Origin of the sequence: Bradyrhizobium sp., from assembly GCF_049519115.1 — a bacterium.
Taxonomy (GTDB): Bacteria; Pseudomonadota; Alphaproteobacteria; order Rhizobiales; family Xanthobacteraceae; genus Bradyrhizobium.
On record NZ_JBEKRB010000029.1, the window covers coordinates 25,043 to 51,163 of the forward strand.

29 protein-coding genes are annotated in these 26,121 nt (G+C 61.9%); 19 read left to right on the plus strand and 10 right to left on the minus strand.

Annotated elements, in window-relative coordinates; translation table 11 throughout:
* Nucleotides 1-51 precede the first annotated feature (51 nt).
* The gene (locus ABSE61_RS20975; protein ID WP_423873048.1) at nt 52-969 is read right to left on the minus strand and encodes an alpha/beta hydrolase; all 918 of its coding nucleotides are present in this window, start codon (nt 967-969) and stop codon (nt 52-54) included.
* A gap of 203 nt (nt 970-1,172) precedes the next feature.
* Here ABSE61_RS20975 and ABSE61_RS20980 point away from each other — a divergent pair, with 203 nt between their 5' ends.
* Nucleotides 1,173-2,369 (plus strand): RluA family pseudouridine synthase, encoded by a 1,197-nt coding sequence (locus ABSE61_RS20980; RefSeq protein WP_423873049.1) that lies wholly within the window; start codon nt 1,173-1,175, stop codon nt 2,367-2,369.
* Nucleotide 2,370: 1 nt separating this feature from the next.
* Here ABSE61_RS20980 and ABSE61_RS20985 read toward each other — a convergent pair whose 3' ends face one another.
* Nucleotides 2,371-2,778 carry a hypothetical protein gene (locus tag ABSE61_RS20985; RefSeq protein ID WP_423873050.1) on the minus strand — a complete coding sequence of 136 codons (408 nt, stop codon included), beginning with the start codon at nt 2,776-2,778 and terminating at the stop codon, nt 2,371-2,373.
* A 139-nt stretch (nt 2,779-2,917) separates the two neighbouring features.
* Between ABSE61_RS20985 and ABSE61_RS20990 the strand changes: the two genes are divergently transcribed.
* From ABSE61_RS20990 to ABSE61_RS21015, 6 genes are all read left to right on the plus strand, one after another.
* Nucleotides 2,918-3,700 carry an ATP12 family chaperone protein gene (locus ABSE61_RS20990; RefSeq protein ID WP_423873051.1) on the plus strand — a complete coding sequence of 261 codons (783 nt, stop codon included), beginning with the start codon at nt 2,918-2,920 and terminating at the stop codon, nt 3,698-3,700.
* A gap of 240 nt (nt 3,701-3,940) precedes the next feature.
* Nucleotides 3,941-5,869 carry a flagellar hook-length control protein FliK gene (gene fliK, locus ABSE61_RS20995; RefSeq protein WP_423873052.1) on the plus strand — a complete coding sequence of 643 codons (1,929 nt, stop codon included), beginning with the start codon at nt 3,941-3,943 and terminating at the stop codon, nt 5,867-5,869.
* Nucleotides 5,866-6,132, plus strand: a complete 267-nt coding sequence (locus ABSE61_RS21000) for an EscU/YscU/HrcU family type III secretion system export apparatus switch protein (protein WP_423873053.1) — start codon at nt 5,866-5,868, stop codon at nt 6,130-6,132. The genes fliK and ABSE61_RS21000 overlap by 4 nt, the downstream gene beginning before the upstream one ends.
* A 50-nt stretch (nt 6,133-6,182) precedes the next feature.
* Entirely contained in the window at nt 6,183-7,013 is an 831-nt protein-coding gene (gene blaOXA / locus ABSE61_RS21005) for a class D beta-lactamase (RefSeq protein WP_423873054.1), read from the plus strand.
* A 41-nt stretch (nt 7,014-7,054) separates the two neighbouring features.
* Entirely contained in the window at nt 7,055-7,477 is a 423-nt protein-coding gene (locus ABSE61_RS21010) for a DOPA 4,5-dioxygenase family protein (protein ID WP_423873055.1), read from the plus strand.
* A gap of 109 nt (nt 7,478-7,586) precedes the next feature.
* Entirely contained in the window at nt 7,587-8,228 is a 642-nt protein-coding gene (locus ABSE61_RS21015; RefSeq protein WP_423873056.1) for a carboxymuconolactone decarboxylase family protein, read from the plus strand.
* A gap of 140 nt (nt 8,229-8,368) precedes the next feature.
* Here the strand turns inward: ABSE61_RS21015 and ABSE61_RS21020 are convergent, their stop codons facing one another.
* A complete protein-coding gene (locus tag ABSE61_RS21020) occupies nt 8,369-8,782 on the minus strand; it encodes a DUF4260 domain-containing protein (RefSeq protein ID WP_423873057.1) in 414 nt (137 codons plus the stop codon).
* Nucleotides 8,783-8,952: 170 nt separating this feature from the next.
* On the opposite strand from ABSE61_RS21020, the gene ABSE61_RS21025 reads away from it, so the two are divergent.
* The 5 genes from ABSE61_RS21025 to ABSE61_RS21045 all read left to right on the plus strand — a co-directional run bounded on the left by ABSE61_RS21025 (nt 8,953) and on the right by ABSE61_RS21045 (nt 12,326).
* Entirely contained in the window at nt 8,953-10,485 is a 1,533-nt protein-coding gene (locus tag ABSE61_RS21025; protein WP_423873058.1) for an acyl-CoA carboxylase subunit beta, read from the plus strand.
* A 60-nt stretch (nt 10,486-10,545) separates the two neighbouring features.
* On the plus strand, nt 10,546-10,893 hold the full coding sequence (locus ABSE61_RS21030) for a hypothetical protein (protein ID WP_423873059.1): 348 nt from the start codon (nt 10,546-10,548) through the stop codon (nt 10,891-10,893).
* A 183-nt stretch (nt 10,894-11,076) separates the two neighbouring features.
* Nucleotides 11,077-11,523 carry a DUF2214 family protein gene (locus ABSE61_RS21035; protein WP_423873060.1) on the plus strand — a complete coding sequence of 149 codons (447 nt, stop codon included), beginning with the start codon at nt 11,077-11,079 and terminating at the stop codon, nt 11,521-11,523.
* Between the two features lie 219 nt (nt 11,524-11,742).
* Nucleotides 11,743-12,027, plus strand: coding sequence for a twin-arginine translocation (Tat) (locus tag ABSE61_RS21040; RefSeq protein ID WP_423873061.1), 285 nt, complete (start codon nt 11,743-11,745; stop codon nt 12,025-12,027).
* 53 nt (nt 12,028-12,080) lie between these two features.
* On the plus strand, nt 12,081-12,326 hold the full coding sequence (locus tag ABSE61_RS21045) for a GCG_CRPN prefix-to-repeats domain-containing protein (RefSeq protein WP_423873062.1): 246 nt from the start codon (nt 12,081-12,083) through the stop codon (nt 12,324-12,326).
* Between the two features lie 119 nt (nt 12,327-12,445).
* Here ABSE61_RS21045 and ABSE61_RS21050 read toward each other — a convergent pair whose 3' ends face one another.
* The 3 genes from ABSE61_RS21050 to ABSE61_RS21060 all read right to left on the minus strand — a co-directional run bounded on the left by ABSE61_RS21050 (nt 12,446) and on the right by ABSE61_RS21060 (nt 14,580).
* A complete protein-coding gene (locus tag ABSE61_RS21050; RefSeq protein ID WP_423873063.1) occupies nt 12,446-12,691 on the minus strand; it encodes a GCG_CRPN prefix-to-repeats domain-containing protein in 246 nt (81 codons plus the stop codon).
* 155 nt (nt 12,692-12,846) lie between these two features.
* Nucleotides 12,847-13,869: an alpha/beta fold hydrolase gene (locus tag ABSE61_RS21055; RefSeq protein ID WP_423873064.1), complete on the minus strand. Its 1,023-nt coding sequence runs from the start codon at nt 13,867-13,869 to the stop codon at nt 12,847-12,849.
* Nucleotides 13,870-13,884: 15 nt separating this feature from the next.
* On the minus strand, nt 13,885-14,580 hold the full coding sequence (locus ABSE61_RS21060) for an ArsR/SmtB family transcription factor (RefSeq protein ID WP_423873065.1): 696 nt from the start codon (nt 14,578-14,580) through the stop codon (nt 13,885-13,887).
* Between the two features lie 85 nt (nt 14,581-14,665).
* On the opposite strand from ABSE61_RS21060, the gene ABSE61_RS21065 reads away from it, so the two are divergent.
* Complete coding sequence (locus ABSE61_RS21065; RefSeq protein ID WP_423873066.1) at nt 14,666-14,974, plus strand: NIPSNAP family protein; 309 nt, start codon at nt 14,666-14,668, stop codon at nt 14,972-14,974.
* Between the two features lie 178 nt (nt 14,975-15,152).
* Nucleotides 15,153-15,968, plus strand: coding sequence for an isocitrate lyase/PEP mutase family protein (locus ABSE61_RS21070; protein WP_423873067.1), 816 nt, complete (start codon nt 15,153-15,155; stop codon nt 15,966-15,968).
* Nucleotides 15,969-16,034: 66 nt separating this feature from the next.
* Here ABSE61_RS21070 and ABSE61_RS21075 read toward each other — a convergent pair whose 3' ends face one another.
* Nucleotides 16,035-16,436, minus strand: a complete 402-nt coding sequence (locus ABSE61_RS21075; protein WP_423873068.1) for a hypothetical protein — start codon at nt 16,434-16,436, stop codon at nt 16,035-16,037.
* A 134-nt stretch (nt 16,437-16,570) separates the two neighbouring features.
* Between ABSE61_RS21075 and ABSE61_RS21080 the strand changes: the two genes are divergently transcribed.
* Nucleotides 16,571-17,212, plus strand: a complete 642-nt coding sequence (locus tag ABSE61_RS21080; RefSeq protein WP_423873069.1) for a trimeric intracellular cation channel family protein — start codon at nt 16,571-16,573, stop codon at nt 17,210-17,212.
* Nucleotides 17,213-17,222: 10 nt separating this feature from the next.
* On the opposite strand, the gene ABSE61_RS21085 is transcribed toward ABSE61_RS21080, so the two are convergent.
* Entirely contained in the window at nt 17,223-18,443 is a 1,221-nt protein-coding gene (locus tag ABSE61_RS21085) for a c-type cytochrome (RefSeq protein ID WP_423873070.1), read from the minus strand.
* 248 nt (nt 18,444-18,691) lie between these two features.
* Between ABSE61_RS21085 and ABSE61_RS21090 the strand changes: the two genes are divergently transcribed.
* The gene (locus tag ABSE61_RS21090; protein ID WP_423873071.1) at nt 18,692-22,183 is read left to right on the plus strand and encodes an indolepyruvate ferredoxin oxidoreductase family protein; all 3,492 of its coding nucleotides are present in this window, start codon (nt 18,692-18,694) and stop codon (nt 22,181-22,183) included.
* A gap of 115 nt (nt 22,184-22,298) precedes the next feature.
* Here the strand turns inward: ABSE61_RS21090 and ABSE61_RS21095 are convergent, their stop codons facing one another.
* Nucleotides 22,299-22,796: a transglutaminase-like cysteine peptidase gene (locus tag ABSE61_RS21095; protein WP_423873072.1), complete on the minus strand. Its 498-nt coding sequence runs from the start codon at nt 22,794-22,796 to the stop codon at nt 22,299-22,301.
* Between the two features lie 103 nt (nt 22,797-22,899).
* Here ABSE61_RS21095 and ABSE61_RS21100 point away from each other — a divergent pair, with 103 nt between their 5' ends.
* Complete coding sequence (locus ABSE61_RS21100) at nt 22,900-23,148, plus strand: hypothetical protein (protein ID WP_423873073.1); 249 nt, start codon at nt 22,900-22,902, stop codon at nt 23,146-23,148.
* Between the two features lie 207 nt (nt 23,149-23,355).
* Here ABSE61_RS21100 and ABSE61_RS21105 read toward each other — a convergent pair whose 3' ends face one another.
* Nucleotides 23,356-23,655 carry an HU family DNA-binding protein gene (locus ABSE61_RS21105; RefSeq protein ID WP_423873074.1) on the minus strand — a complete coding sequence of 100 codons (300 nt, stop codon included), beginning with the start codon at nt 23,653-23,655 and terminating at the stop codon, nt 23,356-23,358.
* An 886-nt stretch (nt 23,656-24,541) separates the two neighbouring features.
* On the opposite strand from ABSE61_RS21105, the gene ABSE61_RS21110 reads away from it, so the two are divergent.
* Nucleotides 24,542-25,690 carry a thiolase family protein gene (locus ABSE61_RS21110; protein ID WP_423873075.1) on the plus strand — a complete coding sequence of 383 codons (1,149 nt, stop codon included), beginning with the start codon at nt 24,542-24,544 and terminating at the stop codon, nt 25,688-25,690.
* Nucleotides 25,690-26,079: a Zn-ribbon domain-containing OB-fold protein gene (locus tag ABSE61_RS21115; RefSeq protein ID WP_423873076.1), complete on the plus strand. Its 390-nt coding sequence runs from the start codon at nt 25,690-25,692 to the stop codon at nt 26,077-26,079. The genes ABSE61_RS21110 and ABSE61_RS21115 overlap by 1 nt, the downstream gene beginning before the upstream one ends.
* Nucleotides 26,080-26,121 lie beyond the last annotated feature (42 nt).

Below are 26,121 nucleotides of genomic sequence, written 5' to 3' on the forward strand. Positions count from 1 at the left end.
ATCCACCCCGTGAAAATATGCTTCGCACATGCCGCGCTGTCAACGCCTGGATTATTTCCCCGCTTTGACAAAATCGAGAATTTGATCGGTCAGCCGCGTATCCGCGGTGTTGATCGCATACACTTCCGACATGTGATTGTGCTGGGGCAGCATCACGGTGCGGGCGCATCCGCTCGTCCGCTTGCAGGTGGCGTCCTTGAATTGATCGAGCTGCCTTACAAAACCGGGCAGATCGAGTTCCGAACTCACCGCCATCAGCGGCATATTCGCTTTCAGAAGACCGGGCAGCGAGGACTCGTCGGCATAGTGGGAAGCATCACTGCCGAAATAGGCGCGTTCGGGATCGGTGAGCGGGGCTGCGGTCAGGTCGTAAATGCCAGACACCATGATCGCGCCTTTGAGGCCGCCGTTCTTCACCTTGTAGAATTCCGGATGCGAGACGTAGCTTGCGACATGGATAGCGCCGGCCGAGTGGCCCATCAGATAGATGCGCGCTGGATCGCCGCCGCGTTCGCCGATTTGTTCCGAAACCCATTGAATCGCGGAAGCGACATCCTCGGCGCCTGCGGGCCAGGGAGATCCCGGCGCAAGCCGATAGGTCATGTTGACGCCGATGAAGCCGTTCTTCACGGCCCACAGCATGATGTTGTCGTAGAACGGGCTATCAGCCGTCCGCCGTTTGTTGCCGCCGATGAATGCGCCGCCGTGGACGAAGATCAGCACGGGCCGGCCGGATGTCACGTTCTGGGGCATGAAGATATCGAGCCGGTTGCGCTCGGTAAGGCCATATTTGAGGTCGCGTTCGATCCGAACGCCGAAATAGGGCTCCGCCGGCTGCAAGGGCGCGTAAAGCTTCGCGGTGGCCTGCGGGTCGATGACACGGCCAAGCTCGGCGAGTTTCTTGGCGATGTCCGGCGGCATCGGACTGTCGGCGGCCGATGCCGACAGGGCGGCGACAGCTGCAACCACAGCCAATGCACCCTTTCGCAAGACACCCTTTGGTGAAAAGACACCCTTTGGTGAAGCAAACCTCGGCAACAGCACCTTCGAATACTCCCTTGGTCTCCAAGCGGCGCAACATGGCCGATCCTGCCCGTTATTAGTATTCATTTCGCCGTGACGATTCGCGGCTTTTGGGCTACCCAAGGCTGTCCCCTGGAGCTGCCACCGTCATGAGCCGCCGTACCCGAAAACCCCTGCCCAAACGCAATGCAGGCGATCGCCCGAAGGGCGCGCGGCCTTATCGGGGCTCGCAGGCCGAGCGGGCGCCGGGCCACCGGCTGGGCGGAAAGCCCGCCAAGCGGTTGGCAGCCCCGGCCGCTCGCGCGCCAAAACCTGTGGTGGCGGCGCCCGTTGAAGATAAGGCGGCGCTGCTGCCCACTAAAGTGCAGACCGTGACCGTGACGGCGGACGAGAACAACATGCGCGTCGATCGCTTTCTGGAAGCGCGCTTTCCCGGCCTGTCGTTCTCCCACATCCAGCGCATCGTTCGTAAGGGCGAGCTTCGCGTCAACGGCAAGCGCGCCGACAGCAAGGATCGTCTCGAGGAAGGCCAGAGCGTTCGCATCCCGCCGTTAAAGCTCGATACGCCGCGCGCGACCGCGCATCTTTCGGAAGCCGGCGCCAAGACGCTCGCGGCGCTGAAAGAGATGACGATCTACGAGGACGACGATGTGCTGGTGCTGAACAAGCCGGCAGGGCTCGCCGTGCAGGGCGGCTCGGGCACCACGCGCCACATCGACCAGATGCTGGAAGTGATGCGGGACGCGAAAGGGCAGAAGCCGCGCCTGGTGCACCGGCTCGACAAGGAAACATCCGGCTGTCTTCTGGTTGCTAAAACGCGCTTTGCCGCGAGCGCGCTGACCGGATCGTTTCGCCATCGCTCGGCGCGCAAGATCTATTGGGCGCTGGTCGCCGGCGTGCCGAAGCCCAAGCAGGGCCGCATCTCGACTTACCTCGCCAAAGAAGAGAGCGAGGAAGATTCGATCATGCGGATCGCCGAACATGGCGAAGAGGGTGCAAGCCACGCCATCACGTATTACGCGGTCGTGGAAACCTCAGCCCAGAAGCTCGCCTGGGTCTCGTTGAAACCGGTGACCGGGCGGACGCATCAGTTGCGCGCGCATATGGCCCATATCGATCACGCCATCGTCGGCGATCCCAAATATTTCAACAAGGAAAACTGGCAGCTGCCGGGCGGTATACAGAACCGGCTTCATCTTCTCGCGCGCAGGATCGTGATCCCGCATCCGCGTGGCGGCGTGATCGATGCGACCGCGCCGCTGCCGCCGCACATGCTGCAATCCTGGAACCTGCTCGGCCTGGAGCACGACCGGTTCGACCCGATCGAGCACGCACCGGAAGAATGAGTTAGTTCCTGTACTGCGCCAGAAAATCGCGCAAGGAATCGTGCGGGCTTTCGACGTCGTAAATCACCCAGCCGTCGCCGCCATTGACGAGGATGAAGTTCATCGTCACCGGCTTGCCTTTGTTGTCGAAGATGGCGGTGACATAAGTCTTGTCAAACTGCTTGCGCAGGATTGAAATCGACACCGCGCCGAGTTTCCAGCTCGTGCTTTGCACCAGAAAGTCGTAAGGCGCCTTGGTCGGCGCGCGCCAGGCGTCCCACAGGCTTGGATCGAAGAATTGCCGGATGGTTTCGGCATCGTGCGGCAGTCCGCTGGACAGGGCGGAAGTACGATCGCCGTAATAGGCATAGACATTGCGCACCAGCGATTCCGGTGAGCGGAATCCGGCGACCGATGGCTTGGAACACAAGCAAACCAGCCCCAATAGGCCGAGGAACCGAACGGCGGGCTTTACTCCTGTTGTCGCCATTCTCCGCCTGTTCGCTTTCATTAAGGCCATGCCTGTCGTAATTTCCGGAAATATACCACGCAACAAAAGCCGAGTGACCATGCGCGAGCACTTTGACGAAATCGCGGGCCAATCCGAAATTAACCCGATGGAGTCCGCGCGGCGCTCGTCCCGTGCGGTTCAGCGCAAGCGGTTTTATGCTGAGGCGAGCGTCAGCGAGGCCGACGGGGGGCATACCGTCACGCTCGACGGCAAGCCGATCAAGACGCCGTCCGGCCGCACAGTCATCGTCCCGGCGCGCGCGCTGGCCGAGATGATCGCGGCGGAATGGAGTGCGCAAGGCGAATTCATTGAACCGCTGACCATGCCGCTGACGCGTTTTGCCAACAGCGTCGTGCAGGGCGTCGTCGATCAGTCGGAGGCGGTGAGGGATGATGTCGCGAAATATTTCGCCTCAGACCTGTTGTTCTATCGCGCCGGCCATCCCGAGGGGCTGGTGGCCCGCGAGGCCGCCCATTGGGACCCGATCCTGTTCTGGGCCAAGGACGCACTCGGCGCGCACTTCATGCTGGCCGAAGGCGTGATGCATGTCCGCCAGCCCGACGCCGCCATGGCCGCTGCGCGCGGCGCGCTGCCCGGCGATCCCTGGATCATCGCGGCACTGCATGTGATCACGGGCCTGACGGGATCGGCGCTGTTGGCGCTGGCGCTGTTCCACGGCGTGATCGACCCTCAACAGGTCTGGGCCGCGGCCCATGTCGATGAGGACTGGAACGGCGAGAAATGGGGCGTGGACGACGAAGTGGCGGCGCGAAAGGCTGCGAAACTGGTCGATTTCAACGCGGTCGCGGCCGCTCTTAAAGAGCTGCGTCAAGGCGGCTGAAGCTTCACCAGAATCGTCTCGGTTAACGGCAGGTTTACGACAGGGAGCTAGTGTGGCGGTTCAGAAGTCCGCATCATTATCGCCGCGCGCTCGTTATGCGGACTTCTGAACCAAAGCCACACTAGATCAATAGGTTTGCTTGTGTCCTATCGATTCCGAAGTTCGAAACGTGGCTCCGTAAAATGCTACGAACTTCGGAATCGGGACACTAGCCTCGGCTTGCGCTTGTCCCGGTGAATCATGGCCATCACGATCACGTCGAATATTCAGTCTTCGGCCGCGTCGGCGCCAAGCACGCCGGCGAGCGGAATCGTGCTGCAAGCGGGGCAGGTGATCACGGCTGAGGTCTTGCAGGTCCTGGGCAACGACCAGGTGCAGATAGCCATCGGCAACCAGACCATCGAGGCGGCAACGCAGGTGCCGCTTCAGGCAGGCCAGACGCTTCAATTGCAGGTCTCGCAGACTCCAGGCGGTATCGGGTTTTCGATCGTCAATCAGCCGAGTACGCCGACAGGCCAGGCAGGCCAGACGAGCGCGGGTGCTGGCGCGACCTCCAACGCCGTCCTCACGCTTTCGCCGTCGCTCGCGGCAAGCCTCGCCGCCAACCTGACGGCGGATGCGGTAACGCCTTCAAATCCACTGACCCCGCTCGAGACGTTGGCGGTATCGGTCGCGGCGCAAACCGCAGTGACCCAGCAGACCTCGCTTGCGCCGCTCTTTGCTGATTTGGGCGTGGCCGCCGGATTGCCGAACCTGCCGCCGCAGGTCCAGCAGGCGGTCGCCCAAGTGCTGGCGCAGCAAATTCCTCTCGATCAGAATTTGACCGCCGATGACGTCCAGCAGGCGTTTCAGTCCTCGGGCCTGTTCCTGGAGAACTCGCTGGCGTCCGGATCGGCGTTGGGCTCGAACGGCATTCCCGATCTCAAGGCAGCCTTGCTAGTGCTGCGTCAGACGCTGACCTCGGCGCTTTCGGAAGGGACCACGACGACGGGCACCGCCACCCCGGCAGCATCCACGCTCCAGCCCGCGGCATCGCTGGCCGCAGCGGCAACGGAGGCGGCTCCATCATCGACCGCCGCGCCGTCAGAGCCCGCCACGACCGGCTCGATCGCGACACCAGTATCTACATCTGCATCGCCATCGGCAAGCACGCCGCAGCAGGGAGCGGCACTCGCCGCCGCCGTTTTGGCAGAAGCGGGCGAACTCCTCGCCGGAGCCAGCGCCTTGCCGGCGGCCGAACTCGCGCCTCAGGAGGCTCTTTTAGGCGCTCCGTTGACCGCGCTGCCGACCGCCACGACCGCGCCAACGGCGCCCGTACCAGGCTCCGCAACGGCCGTCGCGCAGGACATCATTGAACTCGCCGCCGCCGGCAGCCCGACCTTGGCACCGACGGCCGTGCCCACGGACGCAGCCGCGCGCGCGGCGGCGACCAGCGCGGCGCTGAATCTCTGGCAGGAAGCAGTTCAGTTGACGCCGCTAGCGGCTGCAAACCTGTCGCGGCTTCTGACGGAGAACGGTCAGGCGCTGGCGCTGCTGCCGGTCGTGACCGGCGCGCGTACGCCAGCCATTGACGATCCGGATTTCGCCCGCACCAATCTGCCGCCGCCGCCGGTCAACGGCGCGCTGCCTGCCGCGCAGCCGGTGGCGCCGGCGACGCTGTCCGCCCACACGCCGGTCGAGGCGGCGCTGCAGCAGCTGCTGGACGACACCGATGGCGCGATCGCGCGGCAGACTTTGTTGCAGATCGCTTCCCTGCCGGGGCAGGCCGATCCGTCCGCCTCCCGCATCGATGCTTCCTCGCCGCGCTGGAATTTTGAAATTCCATTCACAACCCCGCAAGGCACGGCGATGGCGCAGTTCGAGCTTTCGCGCGACGGCGGGGGCCGCGAGGCCAGTGCCGCCAAAGCGGTCTGGCGGGCGCGTTTCTCGCTCAACGTCGAACCCGCGGGCCCCGTGCACGCGCTGGTGTCGCTGAACGGGGATCGCACATCCGTGCGGATGTGGGCCGAGCGGCCCGCGACCGCGTCGCAATTGCGGGCAGGCGTTTCCCAACTGACGCAAGCCTTGAGCCGCGCGGAACTGACGCCAGGCGAAATCATCGTCCGCGACGGTGCGCCGCCGCAGCCGGCGGCAGCGCCCGCTGGGCATTTCCTGGACCGGGCGTCATGAGCGAGAGCAAGAGAAATCAGCTCGCGGTAGCCCTTCATTACGATCGCACCGGCGCGCCGCGGGTCGTCGCCAAGGGCAAAGGCAGCCTCGGCGCGAAGATCATCGAGGTCGCCAAGGCCAACGACATTCCGATTGAGGAAAACGAAGTGCTGGCGGGCGCATTGTCCAATGTGGAACTCGGCGAGGAAATTCCGGCCGAGCTTTACAAGGCGGTCGCCGAAGTCCTGATCTTTGTACTGCGGCTGTCGGGCCGGGCGCGCTAGTTCGCCAGCGCGTCATCGTTTCACCACGATATGGCCGGCATCGTCGCCACATGAACAACGTCACGATCACCCGCCGTCACGCCGTTGCAATCCTGGCCGGCGCCGCCGTCTTGCCGACGAAAGCTTTGGCCAATTACGCGCCGCCGCGCGGCGAAATCCGCAGCGATCTCGCCAAGCTTTTTGCGGATGCCGAAACCGCCGGGACCTTCGTCGGCTACAAGGTCGATGACTACCTCGTCATCTCCAGCGACTCCGATCGCTCGGGCGAAGCGAAGCTGCCGGCCTCGACCTTCAAGATTCCGAACTCGCTGATTGCGCTTGAGACCGGCGTGGTCGGCGATCCGGATAAAGACGTTTTCAAATGGGACGGCGTCACGCGCAGCATCGAGGCCTGGAACAAGGATCACACCTTGCGCTCGGCAATCGCCGCTTCCGCCGTGCCGGTCTATCAGGAGATCGCGCGGCGGATCGGCGAAGAGCGGATGCAGAAATATGTCGATCTGCTCGACTACGGCAACCGCAACATCGGCGGCGGCATCGGCCAGTTCTGGCTCACCGGCGACCTGCGCATCGATCCCGTGCAACAGGTCGATTTCGTCGATCGGCTGCGGCGTGGCGCACTGCCTGTCTCCAAGCGTGCCGAGGACCTCGTGCGCGATATCCTGCCGGTCACCAAGGTTGGCGACGCGGTCATTCGCGCCAAATCCGGACTTTTGGGCGCCGAGATCGGCAAGCCGTCGCTCGGCTGGCTGGTCGGGTGGGCCGAGAAGGGTAGTGCCAACACGGTGTTCGCGCTCAACCTCGACGTTCGCGCACCGCGCCATATCGCCGACCGCATGGCGATTTCGCAGGCTTGTCTTTCGGCGATTGGCGCGATCTGATCGGGCGGGCGGAATGCGAGATTACGGAGGAGGATATGCGGATGATGGATTCAAGCGATAGCGCCGGTCCGAGACGCTTAAGCGAAATCGCAAGCTTTCATGCCCACGTCTATTACGAGCCGGCGACGCGCGCGGAAGCCGAGCAACTGCGGAACTGGATCGGCGAACGTTTCTCGGTCACGCTCGGCCGCTGGCACGATGCCAAGGTGGGACCGCACGATCGGTCGATGTATCAGGTCGCGTTTGCGTCGGAGGTGTTTCCGACGCTGGTGCCCTGGCTCATGCTGAATCACGGACATCTGAGCATCCTGGTTCATCCGAACACCACGAGCCCGCGCCGGGATCATCTCGAAGATCCGATCTGGATCGGGCCTGCGCTTGCCGTCCATGGTGACGTCCTCCCCGAGGAGGCCGAGAAGGAAGACGCGCTGCCACCCAACACCAAGCCGGTTCTCACGCCATAACCCGGCGCTGAGTTTTTGGCGCGGTTTACGGGAGGGGCGCCAAGCTCTGGTCTGCGGCGTGGCGCTGAACTAAACTTGCGCCCACCAATAAAAACAAACCGGAGGAATCATGAAATCTGCCATTTATCTTTCGTCGCTGATGCTGGCTGCGGCCGGCGGCTGGCTTACCGCGACCATGTTTCCCGCGCCTGCCACCGGCAAGGAGCCGCGCTTTCCGCTTCTCACCATGGATCAGCTCAGCGAGGCGCAGAAGCCGCTCGGCGAGCAGATCATGAAGATATCGAGCGTCGGAATCGGCGGGCCCTACAATCCCCTGATGCGAAGCCCGGTGCTCGGCCAGCGCCTGTTCGATCTCTTTCACTATCTGCGCTGGGAAACCTCGGTCCCCACCAAACTCAATGAGTTTGCGATCCTGATCATCGGACGGCAGTGGCGCTCGCAGGTCGAGTGGTTCGCGCATGCGCCGCTCGCCGCCAAGGCGGGATTGTCCGCCGACATCATCGCCGAATTGAAGGAAGGCAAACGGCCGTCGAAAATGGCCGAGGACGAGGCCGTGGTCTACGACTTCGTCAACGAACTCACCACGACGCAAAAGGTCTCGGACGAGACCTATGCGCGGGCGAAGAAGGCGTTCAACGATCAGCAGATCGTCGATCTGACCGCGGTCGCCGGCAACTACGTGATGGTCGCGATGGTGCTGGCGATGGCGGAAGAGACCGTGCCGCCCGGCAAGGAGCCGCCGTTCAAGTAGTTATTCCGCATTGTCATGCCCCGCGAAAGCGGGGCATCCAGTACGCCGCAGCTTCTCCGAAATATGGCTTCTCTGGAATACTGGATCGCCCGGTCAAGCCGGGCGATGACCAGCTGGAGAGAATGGCGTCAGCACGCGCCTCAAACCTTCGTAGCTCCCCGCCCAAGTCGGCCGAGATGGGTGAAGCCAAATCCGGCCGAATATTTCAGCCCATAGCCGAGCGCGCGGTCGAAACCGATATGCGCCAGCCAGATCAGAGCGAGCGAGACCACCAACGGCGGCGCGAAGCCGAACCCGACCGTCAACAGGCCCAAGGGGATGATGGTCGAGTGCACGGCGTTATAGGCGCACGCGCCGATTTTCGGCCCTGCCAGATAGGCCACAAAGCTCAGATCGGGCGACAGGAACAGCACGGCATAGAGCCACCACGGGCCGCCCCGGAAGGCATACAGCAGCGTCATTCCCGCCAACAACGTCAGCCCTTCCAGGCGAAGGACCGTCCGCAGCCCGCCTGATACGCTGCCGGTCGCGTCAATACTTGTGATGTCCGTCATCGGTCGCCCCCTTTGCTGGGGGATATTTACGGAAGCGGCGTGGCGTTGCCAATCGGTCGCGATAAGCCGGCCGAATGGCCGGAGATAAGCCGGGAAGGGGCGTTTCCCGCCGGCAAAGCCCCGTGTTAGAAACCCGTCACATTGAGCTGCAAAGACGGGCTGGAAACGACATGAAGGACATTCTGGACACCCTTGAAGAACGGCGCGCGGGCGCAAGGCTTGGCGGTGGCGAGAAACGCATCGCGGCGCAGCACGCGCGCGGCAAGCTGACCGCGCGAGAGCGGATCGACCTTTTGCTCGACAAGGGAAGTTTCGAGGAGTTCGACATGTTCGTCGAACACCGCTCGACCGAATTCGGCATGGAGAAGAACAAGGTCCCCGGCGATGGCGTCGTCACCGGCTGGGGCACCGTCAACGGCCGCAAGACCTTCGTCTTCGCCAAGGACTTTACCGTGTTCGGCGGTTCGCTGTCGGAAACCCACGCGCTGAAAATCACAAAACTTCAGGACATGGCGATGAAGGCGCGAGCGCCGATCATCGGGCTTTACGATGCCGGCGGCGCGCGCATCCAGGAAGGCGTCGCGGCACTCGCGGGTTATTCCTATGTGTTCCGCCGCAACGTGATTGCCTCGGGCGTGATCCCGCAGATCTCCGTCATCATGGGCCCGTGCGCGGGCGGCGACGTCTATTCGCCGGCGATGACAGACTTCATCTTCATGGTCAAGAACACCAGCTACATGTTCGTCACCGGTCCCGACGTGGTGAAGACCGTGACCAACGAGGTGGTCACGGCGGAAGAGCTCGGCGGTGCGTCGGTGCACGCCACGCGCTCCTCGATTGCGGACGGCGCCTTCGAGAACGACGTCGAGACGCTGTTGCAGATGCGGCGGCTGATCGATTTCCTGCCGGCCAACAATACCGACGGCGTGCCGGAATGGCCGAGCTTTGACGATATCGAGCGCGTCGATCTCTCGCTCGACACGCTGATTCCCGACAATCCGAACAAGCCCTACGACATGAAGGAGTTGATCCTCAAAATCGTGGACGAGGGCGATTTTTTCGAAATCTCGGAAGCGTTCGCCAAAAACATCGTCACCGGTTTTGGCCGCATCGCCGGCCGCACGGTCGGCTTTGTCGCCAATCAGCCGATGATGTTGGCCGGCGTGCTCGACAGCGATGCCTCACGGAAGGCCGCGCGCTTCGTGCGGTTTTGCGATGCCTTCAACATCCCGATCGTGACCTTTGTCGACGTACCTGGATTCTTGCCGGGTACGGCGCAGGAATATGGCGGACTGATCAAGCATGGCGCGAAATTGCTGTTCGCCTATTCGCAATGCACGGTGCCGCTGGTCACAGTGATCACCCGCAAGGCCTATGGCGGCGCGTTCGACGTCATGGCGTCCAAGGAAATCGGCGCCGACATGAACTATGCCTGGCCGACGGCGCAGATCGCGGTGATGGGCGCCAAGGGCGCGGTCGAAATCATTTTCCGCGCCGACATGAACGACGCCAGCAAGATCGCCGAGCGTACCAAAGAATATGAGGATCGCTTCCTGTCGCCGTTTATCGCGGCGGAGCGCGGCTATATCGACGACGTCATCATGCCGCATTCGACCCGCCGTCGGATCGCCCGCGCGCTCGCGATGCTGCGCAACAAGCATGTCGAGATGCCCGTAAAGAAGCACGACAATCTGCCGTTGTGACAAATGACCGGTCAAACTCGGAATCGTGGTGACGGATTTGGCGAGACGCTCCTACGCCCGATGACCGACGATGAAGACACCGACGATTTTTCAGCCATCGAAGCGCGTATCGAGGCGTTGGCCGAGATTGCCGAGCGATGCCGGAAGTTCATTCTGGCATCGAAGCTGGCGATCGCGGGCGGTTTCGCCTTGCTGCTCGTCGTTATACTCGGCCTTTTCGGGGCGGGTCTGTCGACGGCGCTCGGATCGATTGCTCTCGTGTTGGGCGGGATCGTGTCCCTCGGATCCAATATAAGCACGTTGCGCGAGACCGAGGCTGACATTAGCGATGCCGAGGCCATGCGCTCGGAGCTGATCGGCGGAATGGGTCTTCGGCTGGTTCATGACGCTCCGACGAAGCTGATGTGACGCGGGGCGTTTTCAGCTTGAAATCGTCGGTGTAAGTTTGTCCATCATGCCCGGCCTCGTGCCGGGCATACACGTCTTATCGTGCAGGAAATCTTCAAGTAAGACGTGGATGGCCGGGTCAAGCCCGGCCATGACGGAGACCGTTTTGTTTGGTAGTCTCTCAAGAAAGAGGACTTCCGCGCCATGCCCACACTGTTCGCCTTTCTCCATCACGTCTGCGCCTTCACGCTCGTCGCAGCGCTTGCGATCGAGTTCACGCTGATCAAGCAGGAATTGACAGTTTCGTCCGCACGGCGGTTGCAGGTCACCGATCTAGTGCTCGGGATCGCCGCCGGCGCGCTGGTCGTGATCGGACTATTGCGGGTGTTCTTCTTTGAGAAGGGCGCGGCGTATTACTGGCACAACCATGCGTTCCTGACCAAGTTCAGCCTGTTCGTCATTGTCGGTCTGCTGTCGATCATTCCGACCAGGGAATTTTTATCCTGGGGCGGCGCCATCCGGGCAGGGCAGGTGCCGGTCTGGGAGGGTTCGCGCCGCAAGCGCGTCGCGATGATTATTCATGCCGAGCTGGCTGCGGTTGTCATCATTCTGTTGTGCGCTGCGATTATGGCGCGCGGCGGCTGGGTTTAGAAAGTTCGACTCCCGGATTTCGCATGGCGTTGCGAATATCAAATCCACTTCGCTTGCTCCAATTTTTAAAAGGTTTTCATCGCGCAGTTGCCGAAGTGCGAACGTTTGAACCTTTTGATGCGTCGACCGACGTAACCGTTACTGAGTTCAGCGAACATTCATCTTGAGGCGGCGAGACTGCATGTCTTCTCTCTCACCTCATAAAAGGGGCTTGAAGTCATGAAACTTGGGGATCTCTTGAATTTCAGTGCTGGATTGGTCGCAGGCACGATCTTGCTGGCTGCGAGTGCACAGGCTGCTCCCGTACCGCCGATCTCGGGCCATGCAGCGAGCGTGCTGGCTATCGCAAGCGTTGAGCCGGCGGTCGTTTCGCAGAACGAAGTCGATCAGATGAAGCCGGTGCAGGTGCGTTGGCATCACCATCACTGGCACCACCACCACTGGCGTCACCACCGCTGGCACCGTCATCACTGGCATCACCACCACTGGCGCCATCATCGGTGAGGGTGGTCTAGGCTTAAGTCATTTTCATCCGCACCAAATAGAAAGGAATGCCTATGAAAATCGTTGCCGTGTCCTTGTTCGCGATCGGCCTCGGCCTTGCGTCGATGTCGGTCTCTCAGGCCATGCCGGTGGCCCCGCTCGATCAGGCGGCAGCGGCCGGCGCCACGACCATTCCCGTGGCTGGTGGCTGTGGACTGGGCTGGCACCGCGGGCCCTACGGTGGTTGTCGTCCCATGTATAACTGCCCGCCCGGCTGGCATTCCGGACCGTTCGGCCGCCGTTGCTTCCGCAACTGGTAACCTGAAAAAACCAAGGGGCGGGAAATTTCCCGCTCCTTTTTTTCGGTAATTTAGCAGTTGCGAGAGCTCAACAAAAAACCCCGCCCAAACAGGCGGGGTTTTCCGTAAGTCGGCTCCGATCAGATCGGACGGCAGCGACCATAGCGCCAGGCAAATCCTATCGGGCAGGCGCGGCCGGGAACGACCACGACCGGCCGTTCGACCACAACCGCACCGGGGACGACCACCACTGGACCACGGTTGGGCCGGCATTCGCCGTAGGGGTTGCGGTGGAAACCGGGGCCGCAACCGCCTTCGGCGCTTGCGCTGCTGATGCCTGCGACCGTGCTTGCAACCAGTAGTGCAGCTGCGAAAAGAATCTTCATGTTGTCTCCCTTTCTAAAGCCGCAATGCGGCACCTTTTTGAGATCGATAAACAAATCGACGGGCTAGGATTGCCACTGTTTGGAACACGCTACAAGCCTATCGGTCGGACCCTACAGACATCGGTGTGAACCCTTTATGAATGGAGCGACGAGGGTCATTTCGCGAGAAAAACCAGCATCAGTGCGTTGAACTTGTCGGGTGCATCGAGGAACACCAGGTGCCCGGCATTCTCGATCACTTCCGCGCTGCCATGGGCCATCTTCGCGGCCAGCGCGTTGGCCAGTTCGGCGTTCTGTCCCATCTTCGGCCGCAGCGCCTCCGGCGCATTCGGCCTGCCCGGCGCGTTGTGATCGTCGGCGCCCATGATGAACAGGGTCGGCACCGTGATCAGGGGAATCTCGTGTACCACCGGTTCGCGGTAGATCATCTGGCCGGACGAGACAAAGGCGCGCAGCCAGCGGGAGTAGTCCGCAGCGCCCTTAATGTTGAAGCGGGCGTCGATGAAGGGCGTGATCGCCTCGGGCGGAATTTTCGGTGAATAGTTGGTCTCAAGCTGTTTGCGATAACCGTCGGCGGTGAGCTTGTCCTCGTTTTCGAGGATCTTTTCGGTCGGCGTCGGCGGCACATACATCCGGTAATCTTCAAGGCCGATCGGGGCGGCCAGCAGGAGATGATTGACGCGGTCGGGATAGGCGCGCGCGATCCGAACCGCGAGCATGCCGCCGAGCGAGTGCGCAACGACGTCGGCCTTGGCGATCCCGAGATGATCGAGCAGGGCGATCGTATTGCGCGCGAGAGTGTCGAAATGAAGTTCGCCTGACGGTTTGGAGGATTTGCCGAAACCGATTTGGTCGGGCACGACCACGCGATAACCGGCAGCAAGCAGCACCTTGATCTCCGGCGCCCAATAGCTCGCCGGAAAATTGCGCCCGTGCAGCAACACCACGACGCGGCCGTTGGCCTGCGCGGGCGCCACGTCCATATAGGCCATCCGCAGTTGCTCGCCGTCATTGACGAGTGGCAGCAGGCTCACGGGGTAGGGATAGGCAAAACCTTCCAGGCCGATGCCGTACGGCTCGCGCTGTGCGATGCCGGGCTCGCGCTCGGCAGCGTGCACGGCTGTGAAAGACAGAGCGAGGAGGGCGGCAAGCCCCGCCACCACGACAAGACGCTTCATGGAATTCTCCGAAAGTTACTTCGCATCGCCGAACAGGGCCGCGAACCGCTTCTCGCCCTGGCGGGTGAACTGGACAACCCGGCTGCCGGGCTCGCGATCCCGCGCGGCCCAATTCAATTCGGTGAAACGCCGCATCAACGCCGCGCCCAGCGTGCCCGCCAAATGATGGCGCCGCTCGCTCCAGTCGAGGCAGGCCTTGCAGACCGGGCGGCGTGGGTGGGCGAGGGACTGCGCATCGATCTGCAGCGCTTTTTCGAGGAAGCGTCCGCCCTCCGCCGTCAATTCGATGTCGTGCTTGTGCTGACGTATCAGTTTTCGCTGCCGCAGGCTGTCGAGCATCTGCACGCCGAGGTCGCCGGCGAGGTGATCGTAGCAGATCCGGGCGTGGCGCAGCGCCGGGTCCTTCGGACCGGTGCGCACCCGCAAATGGCCGGCGCGCGCCGCCAGCGCGGCAAGGCCCTCCAGCACGCCGGCGACATCGGGGTCCGTGAGGCGATAGTAACGGTGCCGCCCTTGCTTTTCCTGCTCGATCAGTCCGCCGGCCTCTAACTTCGACAGATGGGAACTGGCGGTTTGCGGCGTGATACCGGCTTCCTGCGACAATTCGGTCGCCGTGAGCGCGCGGCCGCTCATCAGCGCGGTCAGCATGTTGGAGCGGGCGGGGTCGCCGACGAGGGAGGCGACCATGGCGATATCGGGTCCTGCTTTCATTGTTCGATGCTAGCCGAAGCATTGACGTTGATCAAGCGGGTAGTGTCGTAACCGTCAAAACCGACAGACAGCGACCGAGGTTCCCATGAACGTCACCGTTTTCATCCGTTACCAGATTGATCCGTTCAAGCGCGGAATGTTCGAGCAGTATTCCAGGCGCTGGCTTTCCATCATCCCGAGATGCGGCGGCGACCTGATCGGTTACTGGATGCCGCATGAAGGCACCAACAACATCGCGTTCGCTTTGATTTCCTTCGCAAGCCTTGCGACCTATGAGGAATATCGCGCGAGACTTCGCACCGACAAAGAGGGCATGGAGAATTTCGGCCTTGCCGAGGAACACAAGTTCATTCTCGCCGAGGAACGTACGTTCCTGCGTCAGGTGAAGGCGTGAGCGAGCATGATCCGGAAAAGTGGGTACCGGTTTTCCCCAGCGACAAACGCGAGCGTTTTGCGCGGAGATCATGCTCAAAAAATAGAGTGATGACGCATTCGCTGGCGCAGCCTGCCGCAGAGGGATAGTCTCGCGGCAGGCTGGAGCTACTAACAAAAAGCAAACAGGAGAGACGCCGATGCCGATTTCATTGGCCGATAAACGCGCGACATTCCGCAAGCTGCATGGGAGCGGCTGCTTTCCGATTCCCAATCCCTTTGACGTCGGCTCGGCGAAGGCGCTGGCGCAGATGGGTTTCAAGGCGCTGGCTTCGACGAGCGCGGGCTTTGCCTGGACCATCGGCAAGGCCGACAACCGCGTCACCGTCGATGAGGTCTGCACGCATCTCACGGAGCTTTGCGCGGCGGTGGATGTTCCCGTCAATGCCGATTTCGAGAATGGTTTTGCGCATGAGCCGGAGAAGGTCGCGGCCAACGTCACGCGTGGCGCGAAGACCGGCGTGGCGGGCCTGTCGATCGAGGATTCGACCGGGGATGCCGCAAGGCCGCTCTATGACCGCAATCATGCGATCGAGCGGATTAAAGCGGCGCGCGCCGCGATCGATGCCGACAACAGTGGCGTAATGCTGACCGGCCGTTGCGAGGGGTTTCTGGTCGGCCAGGACGACCTCGCGATGGTGATCGACCGGCTCTGTGCCTATGCGGACGCCGGCGCCGAATGCCTCTATGCGCCGGGCATCAAGACCAGAGAGCAGATCGCGGCGGTGGTGAAGGCGGTCGCGCCGAAATCCGTCAACCTCCTGATTGGAGCGTCCGGCCTGTCGGTTGCGGAAGTTGCTGAGTTGGGCGTGCGCCGGATCAGTGTCGGCGGCTCGCTGGCGCGCGCCGCCTGGGCGGGCTTCATGCGCGCCGCGAAGGAGATCGCCGAGCAGGGCACCTTCACCGAGCTCGCCAAGGGCTATCCCGGCGTCGAGCTCAACAAGATGTTCCGCTGACGGTGGCGATAGCAACGCGAGGCGGCCGATATCAACATAAGGCGGCCGCCTCGTGGCGCTTATTGATTATTGTTTTACCGGCGCTTGCGGATTAGCCGGTGCCGCGCCCGTGGTCGTGCCCCGCCCGCTGTTGGGCGCGCGCGGAGTTACGTCACGCATGCCGGGAGGCGCGGGCGGTGGCGACGAGTTCGTATTCTGCGCCGTGGCTGGCGCCGGCGCCGTCGCGGCATTTTGCTGGTTGGTGGACGAATTGTTCAATCCGTAAAACACCAAGCCGAGCACGACAGCGATCCCGACCGCGAACAGCGCAATCCTTGAACTGCTGGCGCGACCCTCGGCGAGTTCCGGATCGACCTGCAAATCATTGTCGAACTGGGCAGGCGAACGCGGGTCGTCGATATCAGATCGGATCGGATCTCTGAGATGGTCGCGGTTATAGGGATCGTTGGGATTGAGTTCGGTAGGCATGGCCGGATTCCTCCAGGTGTGTTCGGCGACAACGGCCGGCCGCCGGCGCTAGTTCCGGGAACTTTCATGGTTTCCGAACGAGACAACATCGCCGACAATGGAACTTGCGAACGGATGTGAGTCGTGAGGGCGAGATGTGGAGCCTGCCTCCCGGCGATACGGTGTTGCATTTGCTGTCGCTGGTGGCGTTGGCCGCGCAAGCGATGACCGCCGCGCTGGCGGCGGGACGGCGCAGCATGGACTGGGTCGGCGTCTGCCTGCTCGGCTGCATCACCGCGCTCGGCGGCGGCACCATCCGCGACGTCGTGCTCGGGCATTATCCGCTGCCGTGGGTGGAAAATCCGTCCTATCTCGCACTCACGGCCGTGGCGGCGTTTGCGACCGTGCTGATCGCCCGCACGGTACACCGGCTTAACCTTGCTTTTCTGGTGCTGGATGCGATCGGGCTGGTGGTATTCACCATGGCCGGATGCGATGTGGCCTGGCAGATGAACGAGCCGCTTTCGATCGTCATCGTTTCCGGCATGATCACCGGCTGCGCCGGCGGCGTGTTGCGCGACGTGCTGTGCAACGACGTGCCGCTTTTGTTTCGCTCCGAACTTTACGCCAGCGTCTCCGTCGTCACCGGATTGTTCTACGCCACCGCCTTCGGGCTCAAGCTGAACGACGAACTCTGGACCGCGTTAACTTTCGTGCTTGGCCTGACGTTTCGCCTGCTCGCGATCCGCTACAAATGGGAAATGCCGAAATTCGTGTTCAACGAGGACCGGAAGTGACGCCGCGGGCTTACTTCCTTGCCTTCGCGACCTCCGCCGCGGTCACCGCGGGCGCAGCGTTGCCCCAGGCGTTGCGAATATAGCTGACGACATCGGCCACCTCCTGATCCGACATCTTGCCGGCGTAACGCGGCATCGAGCCGGTGTTCGGTGCGCGTGGTGTCGTGATCGTCTCGGCGCCGTCGAGCACGATTCTGATGGCGCTTGCGGGATTTTCCGATTGCAGGTTGGCGTTGCCGGGGAGCGGTGGATAGATGCGCGGCGCGCCGCGGCCGTCGAGTTCGTGGCAAGCGATGCACGCTCCCTTATAAAGTTTCTCGCCGCTCGCCATCTGCGTTGATGACGGCGCGGTAACGGCCGCCTCCGTCGCCACCGGCTGAATTTCCTTCAAGTAAACCGCAATGGCGTGAACATCGGCATCGCTCATGTGCGAGGTGGAATTGAGCACCACTTGCGCCATTGGCCCATCAGCATGGCTGTGGCCGTTGCGGCCGCTCCCGAGATATTCGGCGATATCCTCCACGCTCCATGATTTCAAGCCGCCGCGCTCCGTGCCGTCGAGGCGCGGCGCAAACCAGCCCTCGACCACGCTGCCGGTAAATCGCGCGTTTTGCTTGTCGGCGCCGAGAAAGTTTTTCGGCGTATGGCAGGCGCCGCAATGCGCGATGCCTTCGACCAGATAACCGCCGCGATTCCACTCCGCGCTCTTGTTCTGGTCGGGCTCAAAGATGCCCGGCCGGAAGAAGGCGAAATTCCAGAGCCGCATCAAGACGCGATAATTCAGCGGCCAGCGCAGCTCCGAGGCAGGCGGCGTATTTGCGACCGGCGCGAGCGTGGCGAGATAGGCGCGGATCGCAAAGATGTCGTCGCGGGTCAGCTTGCTGAAATGCGGGTAGGGGAAGGCCGGGTAATAGTTCGCCCCATCGGGCCGCACGCCAAAGCGCATCGCGCGCCGGAAGTCTTCATCGCTCCAGAGGCCAAGCCCGGTATTACGATCCGGGGTCAGGTTGGCGGAATAGATGCCGCCGAAGGGCGTGGCGATCCGCTTTCCCCCGGCAAACGGTTTTGCCGGATCGGCGGTGTGACAGCTGCCGCAATCGCCGGTTTCCGTCAGCGCCTTGCCCTTGGCGATCATTTCCGGCGACGGCTCGGCGGCCGCAACCGGGCTGGATGCGGTGCACAAAAGCAGGGTGACGAGAATCGCCGGCCCGTCCCATCGTTGTCTGCGCATCGATCGATCTCCCGTCTTTGGTAGTATAGCGGCAAAAGCCGGCGTTACGTCGTTTCGTTGCAGCATTTTTCTACGACACATCTGCAAAAAGCGAGATGGCACCCGGGTACGAAATTGCGTTTTGCGTGATCGGCGCCTTGTCAGACAGATTTGTGGTGCGGCAGGCTTAAATTCCGACATAGACTGGCGTTTGCCGACGGTATGAATAGCTAAAAGAAGCTGCGACGCGTCGGCTTGATGAGGGTGGAATGGGAATAAACCAGGGTCCGATCAGTCTCGATCAGAAGTACACGCAAGGCTCGGGCCATGTCTTCCTGACAGGTATTCAGGCGCTGGTCCGCCTGCCGATGGCCCAGATCCGGCGCGACCGCGCCCACGGCCTCAACACAGCCGGTTTCATCAGCGGCTACCGTGGCTCGCCGCTCGGCGGCTACGATCAGCAGCTGTTCGCCGCCCGAGAACACCTCGAGCAATACAACATCAAATTCCAGCCCGGCGTGAACGAAGATCTCGCCGCCACCGCGATCTGGGGATCGCAGCAGCTCAATCTCTCCAAGGGCGCCAATTATGACGGCGTCGTCGGCATCTGGTATGGCAAGGGCCCCGGCGTCGACCGCTGCGGCGACGTGTTCCGCCACGGCAATGCCGCAGGCTCTGCGAAAAATGGCGGCGTTTTGTGTCTCGCCGGTGACGACCACGGCGCGAAATCCTCCACCGTGCCGCATCAGTCGGACCACGCCTTTATCTCGGCGCTGATGCCTTATCTTTACCCCTCCAGCATCCATGAAATGATCGAGATGGGGCTGCTCGGGATCGCGATGTCCCGGTATTCCGGCTGCTGGGTCGGCATGAAGGTGATCACGGAGACTGTGGAAACCACCGCCGAGATCGATCTCACCGACGAGATGAAGCCGTTCATCATCCCGCCCGATTTCGAAATGCCGCCGGGCGGCCTTAATCTGCGCTGGCCCGACGATCGCTTCGATCAGGACCGCCGCTTGCAGGACTACAAGGGCTTTGCGGCGATCGCCTTTGCCCGCGCCAACAAGGTCAACCGCATCACCATGGATTCGCCGAACGCGCGCTTCGGCATCATGGCCTCCGGCAAGAGTTACGAGGATATCCGCCAGGCCCTGCGCGAGCTCGGCATCACGCCGGAAGTCGCCGCCAAGATAGGGCTTAGACTCTACAAGATAGGGATGCCCTGGCCACTGGAGCCGCAGGGCGTGCGGGAATTCGCGGTCGGGCTTGAAGAGATCTTCATTATCGAAGAACGCCGCGAGATCGTCGAGAATCAAGTCAAGCAGGAACTGTTCAACTGGCGTGACGACGTTCGCCCGCGCATCGTCGGCAAGATGGACGAACACGACAAGCGCTTCCTGCCCTTTGCCGAGGAATTGAGCGTCGCTTCGCTCGCAAGTTCGCTCACCGAGCGTCTGCTGCGGCTCAATCTCAATCCGGAAATCGCCGAGATGCTGCGCGCCAAGGCCGACTGGTTCAACGGCCGGCAGGCAACCCAGATGCAGGCGGTCTCGCCGGTCACCCGCACGCCGTATTTCTGCTCGGGCTGTCCGCACAATACCTCGACCAAGGTGCCGGAAGGCAGCCGCGCGATGGCCGGCATCGGCTGTCACTTCATGGCGCTGTGGATGGACCGCTCGACCGAAACCTTCACCCATATGGGCGGCGAGGGCGTGCCGTGGGTCGGCACCGCTCCCTTTACCAGCGAGGCGCACATCTTCGCCAATCTCGGCGACGGCACCTATTTCCATTCCGGCAGCCTGGCGATCCGGCAGGCGATCGCCTCGAAGGCGAACATCACCTACAAGATTCTTTATAACGATGCGGTCGCCATGACCGGCGGCCAGCGCCATGACGGCGATCTGTCGCCCCAGCAAATCACCTTCCAGCTTCACGCCGAAGGCATCCGCCAGATCTACCTGGTCTCGGAAAATCCCGACGCTTACTCTGCCTCCGAGATTGCACCCGGCGTCAAGCTCGCCCATCGCGACGAACTCGATGCGGTGATGAGAGCGTGCCGCGAGGTCAAGGGCGCCTCGGCCATTGTCTTCGTGCAGACCTGCGCCGCCGAAAAGCGCCGCCGCCGCAAGCGCGGAACGATGGAAGATCCGGCGCGGCGCGTGCTTATCAATCCGGCCGTCTGCGAAGGCTGCGGCGATTGCTCGGTGCAGTCGAACTGCATCTCGGTCGAACCGCTGGAGACCGAGTTCGGGCGCAAGCGCACAATCAATCAATCGGCCTGCAACAAGGACTATTCCTGCCTGAAGGGCTTTTGCCCGTCTTTCGTCACCGTCGATGGCGGGGCGTTGCGCCGCCGTGCGCCGGCGGCCCTCGCCGATATCGGCGAACTGCCAGAGCCTGTCTCAAAGCCCACGCTGGAACGGCCCTATAACGTCGCGGTCGGCGGCGTCGGCGGCACTGGTGTGCTGACCATCGGCGCGCTGCTCGGCATGGCCGCCCATATCGAGGGCAAGGCCAGCATGATCCTCGACATGTCGGGCCTGGCACAAAAGGGTGGCGCGGTGCTGAGCCACGTTCGCCTTTCGGAACACACGGCCGACGTCACCTGCTCGCGCATCGTCACCGGTACCGCCGATCTCGTGATCGCGGCCGATGAAGTCGTGGCGGCCTCGAAGGAAACCATGACGCTGTGCGAGAGTGGCCGTACCGCCGGCATCATCAACAGCCACATCATTCCGACCGCCGATTTTGTCCTCAACCGCGATTTCAATTTCCAGACCCGCAAGGTCAATCACGTGCTGGAAACCGCGCTTCGCAAGGATTCCGCGTTCCTCGATTTCACCAAGCCGGCGGAGACGCTGCTGGGCGATGCCATCGCCACCAACATGTTGATGATGGGCTACGCCTATCAGAGGGGCTTTTTACCGCTGTCGGCGGAAGCGATCGAGCAGGCGATCGAGGTCAACGGCGTCGCCATCAAGATGAATACCCAAGCCTTCCGGCTCGGACGTCTCGCGGCCGCCGACCCCTCGCGGATGTCGGCGATGATGAAGGGACACGATGAGGAAAGCGCGCCGAAAGCGCTTGATGCGATGTCGCTGGACGAGATCATTGCGCATCGCAGCGCACATCTGACCGGCTATCAGAACGAAAAACTCACCGAGCGGTATCAGGCATTGGTGACGAAGGTTCGCGATGCGGCGCGCGACCGCGGCTTCGGTGAAGAGTTGCCGCGCGCGGTTGCCATCAACTACGCCAAGCTGCTTGCCTACAAGGATGAGTATGAAGTGGCACGGCTCTTTACCGACGGCCATTTCGACGCGCAGCTTCGCGATCAGTTTGACGGCGACTTCAAGATCAGCTTCAATCTAGCTCCGCCCTTGCTTGGCGGAGCCAAGGACGCGCTGGGGCGGCCGAAGAAGCGCGCCTTCGGTGCCTGGATGTTGCCGGTGTTCCGGATGCTCGCCAAGATGAAAGGCCTGCGTGGCACGGCGTTCGACATGTTCGGCTATAGCGCCGACCGCAGGCTCGAGCGCGATCTGATCGCGGGTTACGAGAAGGACGTTGCGCATATCCTGTCGGTGCTCTCGCCGCTGACGCTGGAGACGGCGATCGAAATCCTCTCGCTGCCGGATCGCATTCGCGGTTACGGGCCGGTCAAGGAGAAGGCGGTGAAGGACGCCAAAGCGCGCTACGCCCAACTGGCGGCCGATCTCGCCAACCCGCCGAGCGCGCCGCGGCAGATCGCGGCGGAGTAGGGTACCTGCGGCCGTCATTCAGAGCCGCGAGCTTAATCGCAGAATCTTATCGAGACCATGACAACACCTGCCTTCGTGCTGTGCTTCGTCAAGCGTTTCGTTCGGAAATCGATGCTCAGTAGTTCGGGTTTTTGGGCGTCTGGATGCGCAGCCATCGATAGCGCGTGCGGGACCAGGGTTTGATTTGGTCGGTTAGATTGTCGAGCACCAGATCGCCGCTGTTGGTACGGACAACAGTAACAAGGTGATGCTCGCCCGAGAGGGTCACAACCTCGCTCAACAAAACGGTGCGGGCAGGCCAACCTCTGGCGATCAATTGGTGACGCTTTGTTACGGCGTAATCGTTGCAATCGCCGCGAAGGGGGCTCAGCAACCATTTCTCACCAGCGAGGCCATCTTCATTTCGCTCCGGACGGATCGATGAATTGACCGTGCGATTGATGGTCTCAAGCTCTGACCGGTGCATATCGTTCAACTCGATCCGGTCGCCCTCGAGTAACAGCCGCCCCGACTTGAAGTCGCTCGGGTATTTCGAGCAGAACTGCGTGAATGCCATCGGACGCCAGGGTTGGCGCGTCAAACCTGATGAGTTGAATGCCTTGCTGAAGCCCATTGGAGACGCTCGCAAGACCGGCGGTCGAGCTGTCCCGGAGGTCGCGCAGCAACAGCGGTAGCGCGCTCGAGAACCGGGATTCAAAACTGACGAATTGAACGCCTTGCTGCTGCCTTTCGCCGACGTTCGCAAGACCGGCGGTCGTGCCTTTGCGGAAGTCGATCCGCGGCGGCAGTTGCGCGCTTGCAAGACGGGATTCCGCGTCGTGGCGGCCGCCAACCTTGAGAGTGATCGAGAGAACCGTCAGGGAGGAAAGGCACACGGCCGCACACGTGAATGCAAGGCCGGTGATGATGAAGGAAAAAACCACCAGGCCCCTAAAGCTTCGTTCAAGCGTGGCGGAGATCCGTAACCCGTCAAAATGTCCCAAGCTTCGAACTCTCGCATTAGGATTCTAAAAATGGCTTAAATTCCGGCCTCTCCAACCCATTTTGCCCGGTCCGTGGCGGATCAGGGGCGGCTCATCCATGCAGGCCTCTTGCTCACGGTTCATGAGTCCTGGCCCAAAAAATAAAGGCCCCCGTTGCGGGGGCCTTTAACTTCAAGGTCCGTGTCTTTCTTAGACCGCGTCCTTGGCGGCCTTGACGGGCCTGGCGCGGACGATCTTGCGGGCCGGCTTGGCCTTGAACATCATCTCTTCGCCCGTGAACGGGTTGGTGCCCTTGCGAGCCTTGGTCGCAGGCTTCTTGACCACGACGAACTTCGCCCAGCCCGGCAGCAGGAATACGCCGGCTTTCTTCAGTTCCTTGTGGCCGACGTCAGTCAGCGTATCCATGACGTTCTTGACGTCACGCTTGGAGAGTTCGGTGGTGGTCGCAATTTTCTCGACCAGTTGTGACTTCGACATTTGGGTGGCCATTGTGTCTCCTCTGATTCGGACCGTGGTGATAATAACGTTCCTAGCGCCGGGGAAGAGGCTTCTACACAGTTTTTCTCTGTTTTTCTCGGGGTTTTTGACGTTTTTTTGTTGGAGACCCCTTTTTTTAAGGGCTTGCGGTGCAATTCGGAATGTGAATCACCGCCTGATTTGCCCGTCGTGCCAATTCGCCGCAGCGGGCAAGCGTTGATCGGACCCGCAAATCACCGGCAGAATCAGCGCCGTCCTGCCCTCATAAGGGGCGTATCGCGATCGTCACGGACGTTGGGTGCGGGATGCGGTGGACGTTTGCGGCGCAAGAGACGAATGCGCCGGAAGCGGACGGCGAAGTCGTGTGGGCCTGATGTCCCGATGCTGATATCAAGCTGGTGAGATATTCTCGCTGGTGACGGAGACAACAAAGCCCGGTCTCCGGGGCGAGCACGAAGCAAGCCGTTAAAACCATTCGCGCAGGGAATGCCGGCTCGTTCCGGTGAACCTGTGGTGACTACACTCGTATGCTTTCTTTATTGCATACGAGGCTGCGGGTGCGCCTGACGTGCCCGGCATTCCCTGCGCCCTCCGTTTCTGATGAGGGACATGATGAGGCAAACCCGGGCAGAACATGCCGCGAGAAGGAGTTCGCTTGTCCTCTCCGATGTCATGCCCCGCTTCACGCGGGGCATCCAGCAACCCGCGGCTTCTCGGCTTGAACTCCGGCGTCTCTGGAATACTGGATCGCCCGGTCAAGCCGGGCGATGACAACAGAAGCAAAAGAGCCTGATCCGCCATGCGATATCGCCTCACCGCGTCGGAATATTCGCCGCTTGCCAAGGCCGCCCCGGCAGGCCAAGAAATTACGGGAAAAGAAACGCCAGCGGAGAGCAACTTGAGCATCAAGGGCAAGGCCTATATCGCCGGTATTTACGAACATCCGACCCGGCACGCCCCCGACAAATCCACCGCCCAGCTTCATGCCGAAATCGCCAAGGGCGCGATCGAGGACGCGGGCCTGACCAAGGCTGATATCGACGGTTATTTCTGCGCCGGCGACGCGCCGGGCGGGGTTATGGCGATGGTCGATTATCTCGGCCTGAAAGTCCGCCATTTCGATTCCACCGATACCGGCGGCTGTTCCTATCTGGTTCATCTCGGCCACGCCGCTGAAGCGATCGCCGTCGGCAAGTGCTCTATCGCGCTGGTAACGCTCGCCGGCAAGCCGCGCACCGGGCCGATGCCGCCTCGCGCGAGCGGTGCGGAGGCCGATTTCGAGGCTGCTTATGGCGCCACCACACATAATATCTACGGCATGTGCGCCCTGCGCCACATGCATGAATTTGGTACCACCAGCGAACAACTGGCCTGGATCAAGGTCGCGGCCTCCCACCACGCACAATATAATCCGCATGCGATGCTGCCCGACGTCGTGACGGTCGAGGACGTGCTCAATTCGCCGATGATTGCCGACCCGTTACATCGGATGGATTGCTGCGTCGTCACCGATGGCGGCGGCGGTTTCATCGTGACCTCGGAAGCAATTGCGAAGACCCTCAAGAAACCATTGGTGCGGATGATCGGTCATGGCGAGGCGCTGAAGGGTCCGCGCGGCGGCCAGAAGCTCGATTTGACCTATTCCGCCGGTGTGTGGTCGGGGCCGCGCGCATTCGAAGAAGCTGGCGTCACGCCGAAGGATATCAAATACGCCTCGATTTATGACAGCTTCACCATCACGGTGTTGATGCAGCTCGAAGACCTCGGCTTCTGCAAGAAGGGCGAGGGTGGCAAGTTCGTCGCGGACGGCAATCTCATCTCCGGCGTCGGCAAGCTGCCGTTCAATACCGACGGCGGCGGCCTGTGCAGCAATCATCCGGTCAATCGTGGTGGCATGACCAAGATCCTCGAAGCGGTGCGGCAGTTGCGGGGTGAGGCGCATCCGAAAGTGCAGGTGCCGAATTGCGATCTCGCCATCGCGCACGGCACCGGCGGCCTGCTCGGCGTGCGCCATGCCGCCTCAACCTGCATTCTGGAGCGCGTGTGATGGCTGATGCTGTGAAATATCCGAAGCCGGTGACCAATCCCGAGACCGCGCATTTCTGGGAACAGACCGCCAAGGGCAAGCTGATGATCAAGCGCTGCACTGCGTGTGGTGAGGCGCATTATTTTCCGCGCTCGATCTGCCCGTTCTGTTTCTCCGACAAGACCGTGTGGGAGGAGAGTTCGGGCGACGCCGAGATCTACACCTTCAGCCTGATGCGCAAGTCGGCTTCCGGCCCGTACGCGATCGGTTACGTGACCCTGAAAGAGGGGCCATCGCTCCTGACCAACTTTGTCGATTGCGACATGGAGAAGCTGAAGATCGGCCAGAAGGTGAAGGTCGTGTTCAAGCCAACCGATGGCGCGCCGTTGCCGTTTTTTACGCCGGTTTGAGCCCTCATCCTGAGGAGCGCGCTTCACCCGAGCCGGCCGAGT

What these genes read in the sequence shown, in the direction of transcription:
- ABSE61_RS21025 (WP_423873058.1), top strand. Translation starts at nt 8,953, where the DNA reads ATGAAGGACATTCTGGACACCCTTGAAGAACGGCGCGCGGGCGCAAGG.
- ABSE61_RS21095 (WP_423873072.1), bottom strand. Translation starts at nt 22,796, where the DNA reads ATGGGCTTCAGCAAGGCATTCAACTCATCAGGTTTGACGCGCCAACCC.
- ABSE61_RS21080 (WP_423873069.1), top strand. Translation starts at nt 16,571, where the DNA reads ATGTGGAGCCTGCCTCCCGGCGATACGGTGTTGCATTTGCTGTCGCTG.
- ABSE61_RS21050 (WP_423873063.1), bottom strand. Translation starts at nt 12,691, where the DNA reads ATGAAGATTCTTTTCGCAGCTGCACTACTGGTTGCAAGCACGGTCGCA.
- ABSE61_RS21015 (WP_423873056.1), top strand. Translation starts at nt 7,587, where the DNA reads ATGAAATCTGCCATTTATCTTTCGTCGCTGATGCTGGCTGCGGCCGGC.
- ABSE61_RS20980 (WP_423873049.1), top strand. Translation starts at nt 1,173, where the DNA reads ATGAGCCGCCGTACCCGAAAACCCCTGCCCAAACGCAATGCAGGCGAT.
- ABSE61_RS21010 (WP_423873055.1), top strand. Translation starts at nt 7,055, where the DNA reads ATGATGGATTCAAGCGATAGCGCCGGTCCGAGACGCTTAAGCGAAATC.
- ABSE61_RS21105 (WP_423873074.1), bottom strand. Translation starts at nt 23,655, where the DNA reads ATGGCCACCCAAATGTCGAAGTCACAACTGGTCGAGAAAATTGCGACC.
- ABSE61_RS21090 (WP_423873071.1), top strand. Translation starts at nt 18,692, where the DNA reads ATGGGAATAAACCAGGGTCCGATCAGTCTCGATCAGAAGTACACGCAA.
- ABSE61_RS20990 (WP_423873051.1), top strand. Translation starts at nt 2,918, where the DNA reads ATGCGCGAGCACTTTGACGAAATCGCGGGCCAATCCGAAATTAACCCG.
- ABSE61_RS21030 (WP_423873059.1), top strand. Translation starts at nt 10,546, where the DNA reads ATGACCGACGATGAAGACACCGACGATTTTTCAGCCATCGAAGCGCGT.
- ABSE61_RS21075 (WP_423873068.1), bottom strand. Translation starts at nt 16,436, where the DNA reads ATGCCTACCGAACTCAATCCCAACGATCCCTATAACCGCGACCATCTC.
- ABSE61_RS21085 (WP_423873070.1), bottom strand. Translation starts at nt 18,443, where the DNA reads ATGCGCAGACAACGATGGGACGGGCCGGCGATTCTCGTCACCCTGCTT.
- ABSE61_RS21045 (WP_423873062.1), top strand. Translation starts at nt 12,081, where the DNA reads ATGAAAATCGTTGCCGTGTCCTTGTTCGCGATCGGCCTCGGCCTTGCG.
- ABSE61_RS21000 (WP_423873053.1), top strand. Translation starts at nt 5,866, where the DNA reads ATGAGCGAGAGCAAGAGAAATCAGCTCGCGGTAGCCCTTCATTACGAT.
- ABSE61_RS21115 (WP_423873076.1), top strand. Translation starts at nt 25,690, where the DNA reads ATGGCTGATGCTGTGAAATATCCGAAGCCGGTGACCAATCCCGAGACC.
- ABSE61_RS21035 (WP_423873060.1), top strand. Translation starts at nt 11,077, where the DNA reads ATGCCCACACTGTTCGCCTTTCTCCATCACGTCTGCGCCTTCACGCTC.
- fliK (WP_423873052.1), top strand. Translation starts at nt 3,941, where the DNA reads ATGGCCATCACGATCACGTCGAATATTCAGTCTTCGGCCGCGTCGGCG.
- ABSE61_RS21020 (WP_423873057.1), bottom strand. Translation starts at nt 8,782, where the DNA reads ATGACGGACATCACAAGTATTGACGCGACCGGCAGCGTATCAGGCGGG.
- ABSE61_RS21065 (WP_423873066.1), top strand. Translation starts at nt 14,666, where the DNA reads ATGAACGTCACCGTTTTCATCCGTTACCAGATTGATCCGTTCAAGCGC.
- blaOXA (WP_423873054.1), top strand. Translation starts at nt 6,183, where the DNA reads ATGAACAACGTCACGATCACCCGCCGTCACGCCGTTGCAATCCTGGCC.
- ABSE61_RS21060 (WP_423873065.1), bottom strand. Translation starts at nt 14,580, where the DNA reads ATGAAAGCAGGACCCGATATCGCCATGGTCGCCTCCCTCGTCGGCGAC.
- ABSE61_RS21040 (WP_423873061.1), top strand. Translation starts at nt 11,743, where the DNA reads ATGAAACTTGGGGATCTCTTGAATTTCAGTGCTGGATTGGTCGCAGGC.
- ABSE61_RS21070 (WP_423873067.1), top strand. Translation starts at nt 15,153, where the DNA reads ATGCCGATTTCATTGGCCGATAAACGCGCGACATTCCGCAAGCTGCAT.
- ABSE61_RS21055 (WP_423873064.1), bottom strand. Translation starts at nt 13,869, where the DNA reads ATGAAGCGTCTTGTCGTGGTGGCGGGGCTTGCCGCCCTCCTCGCTCTG.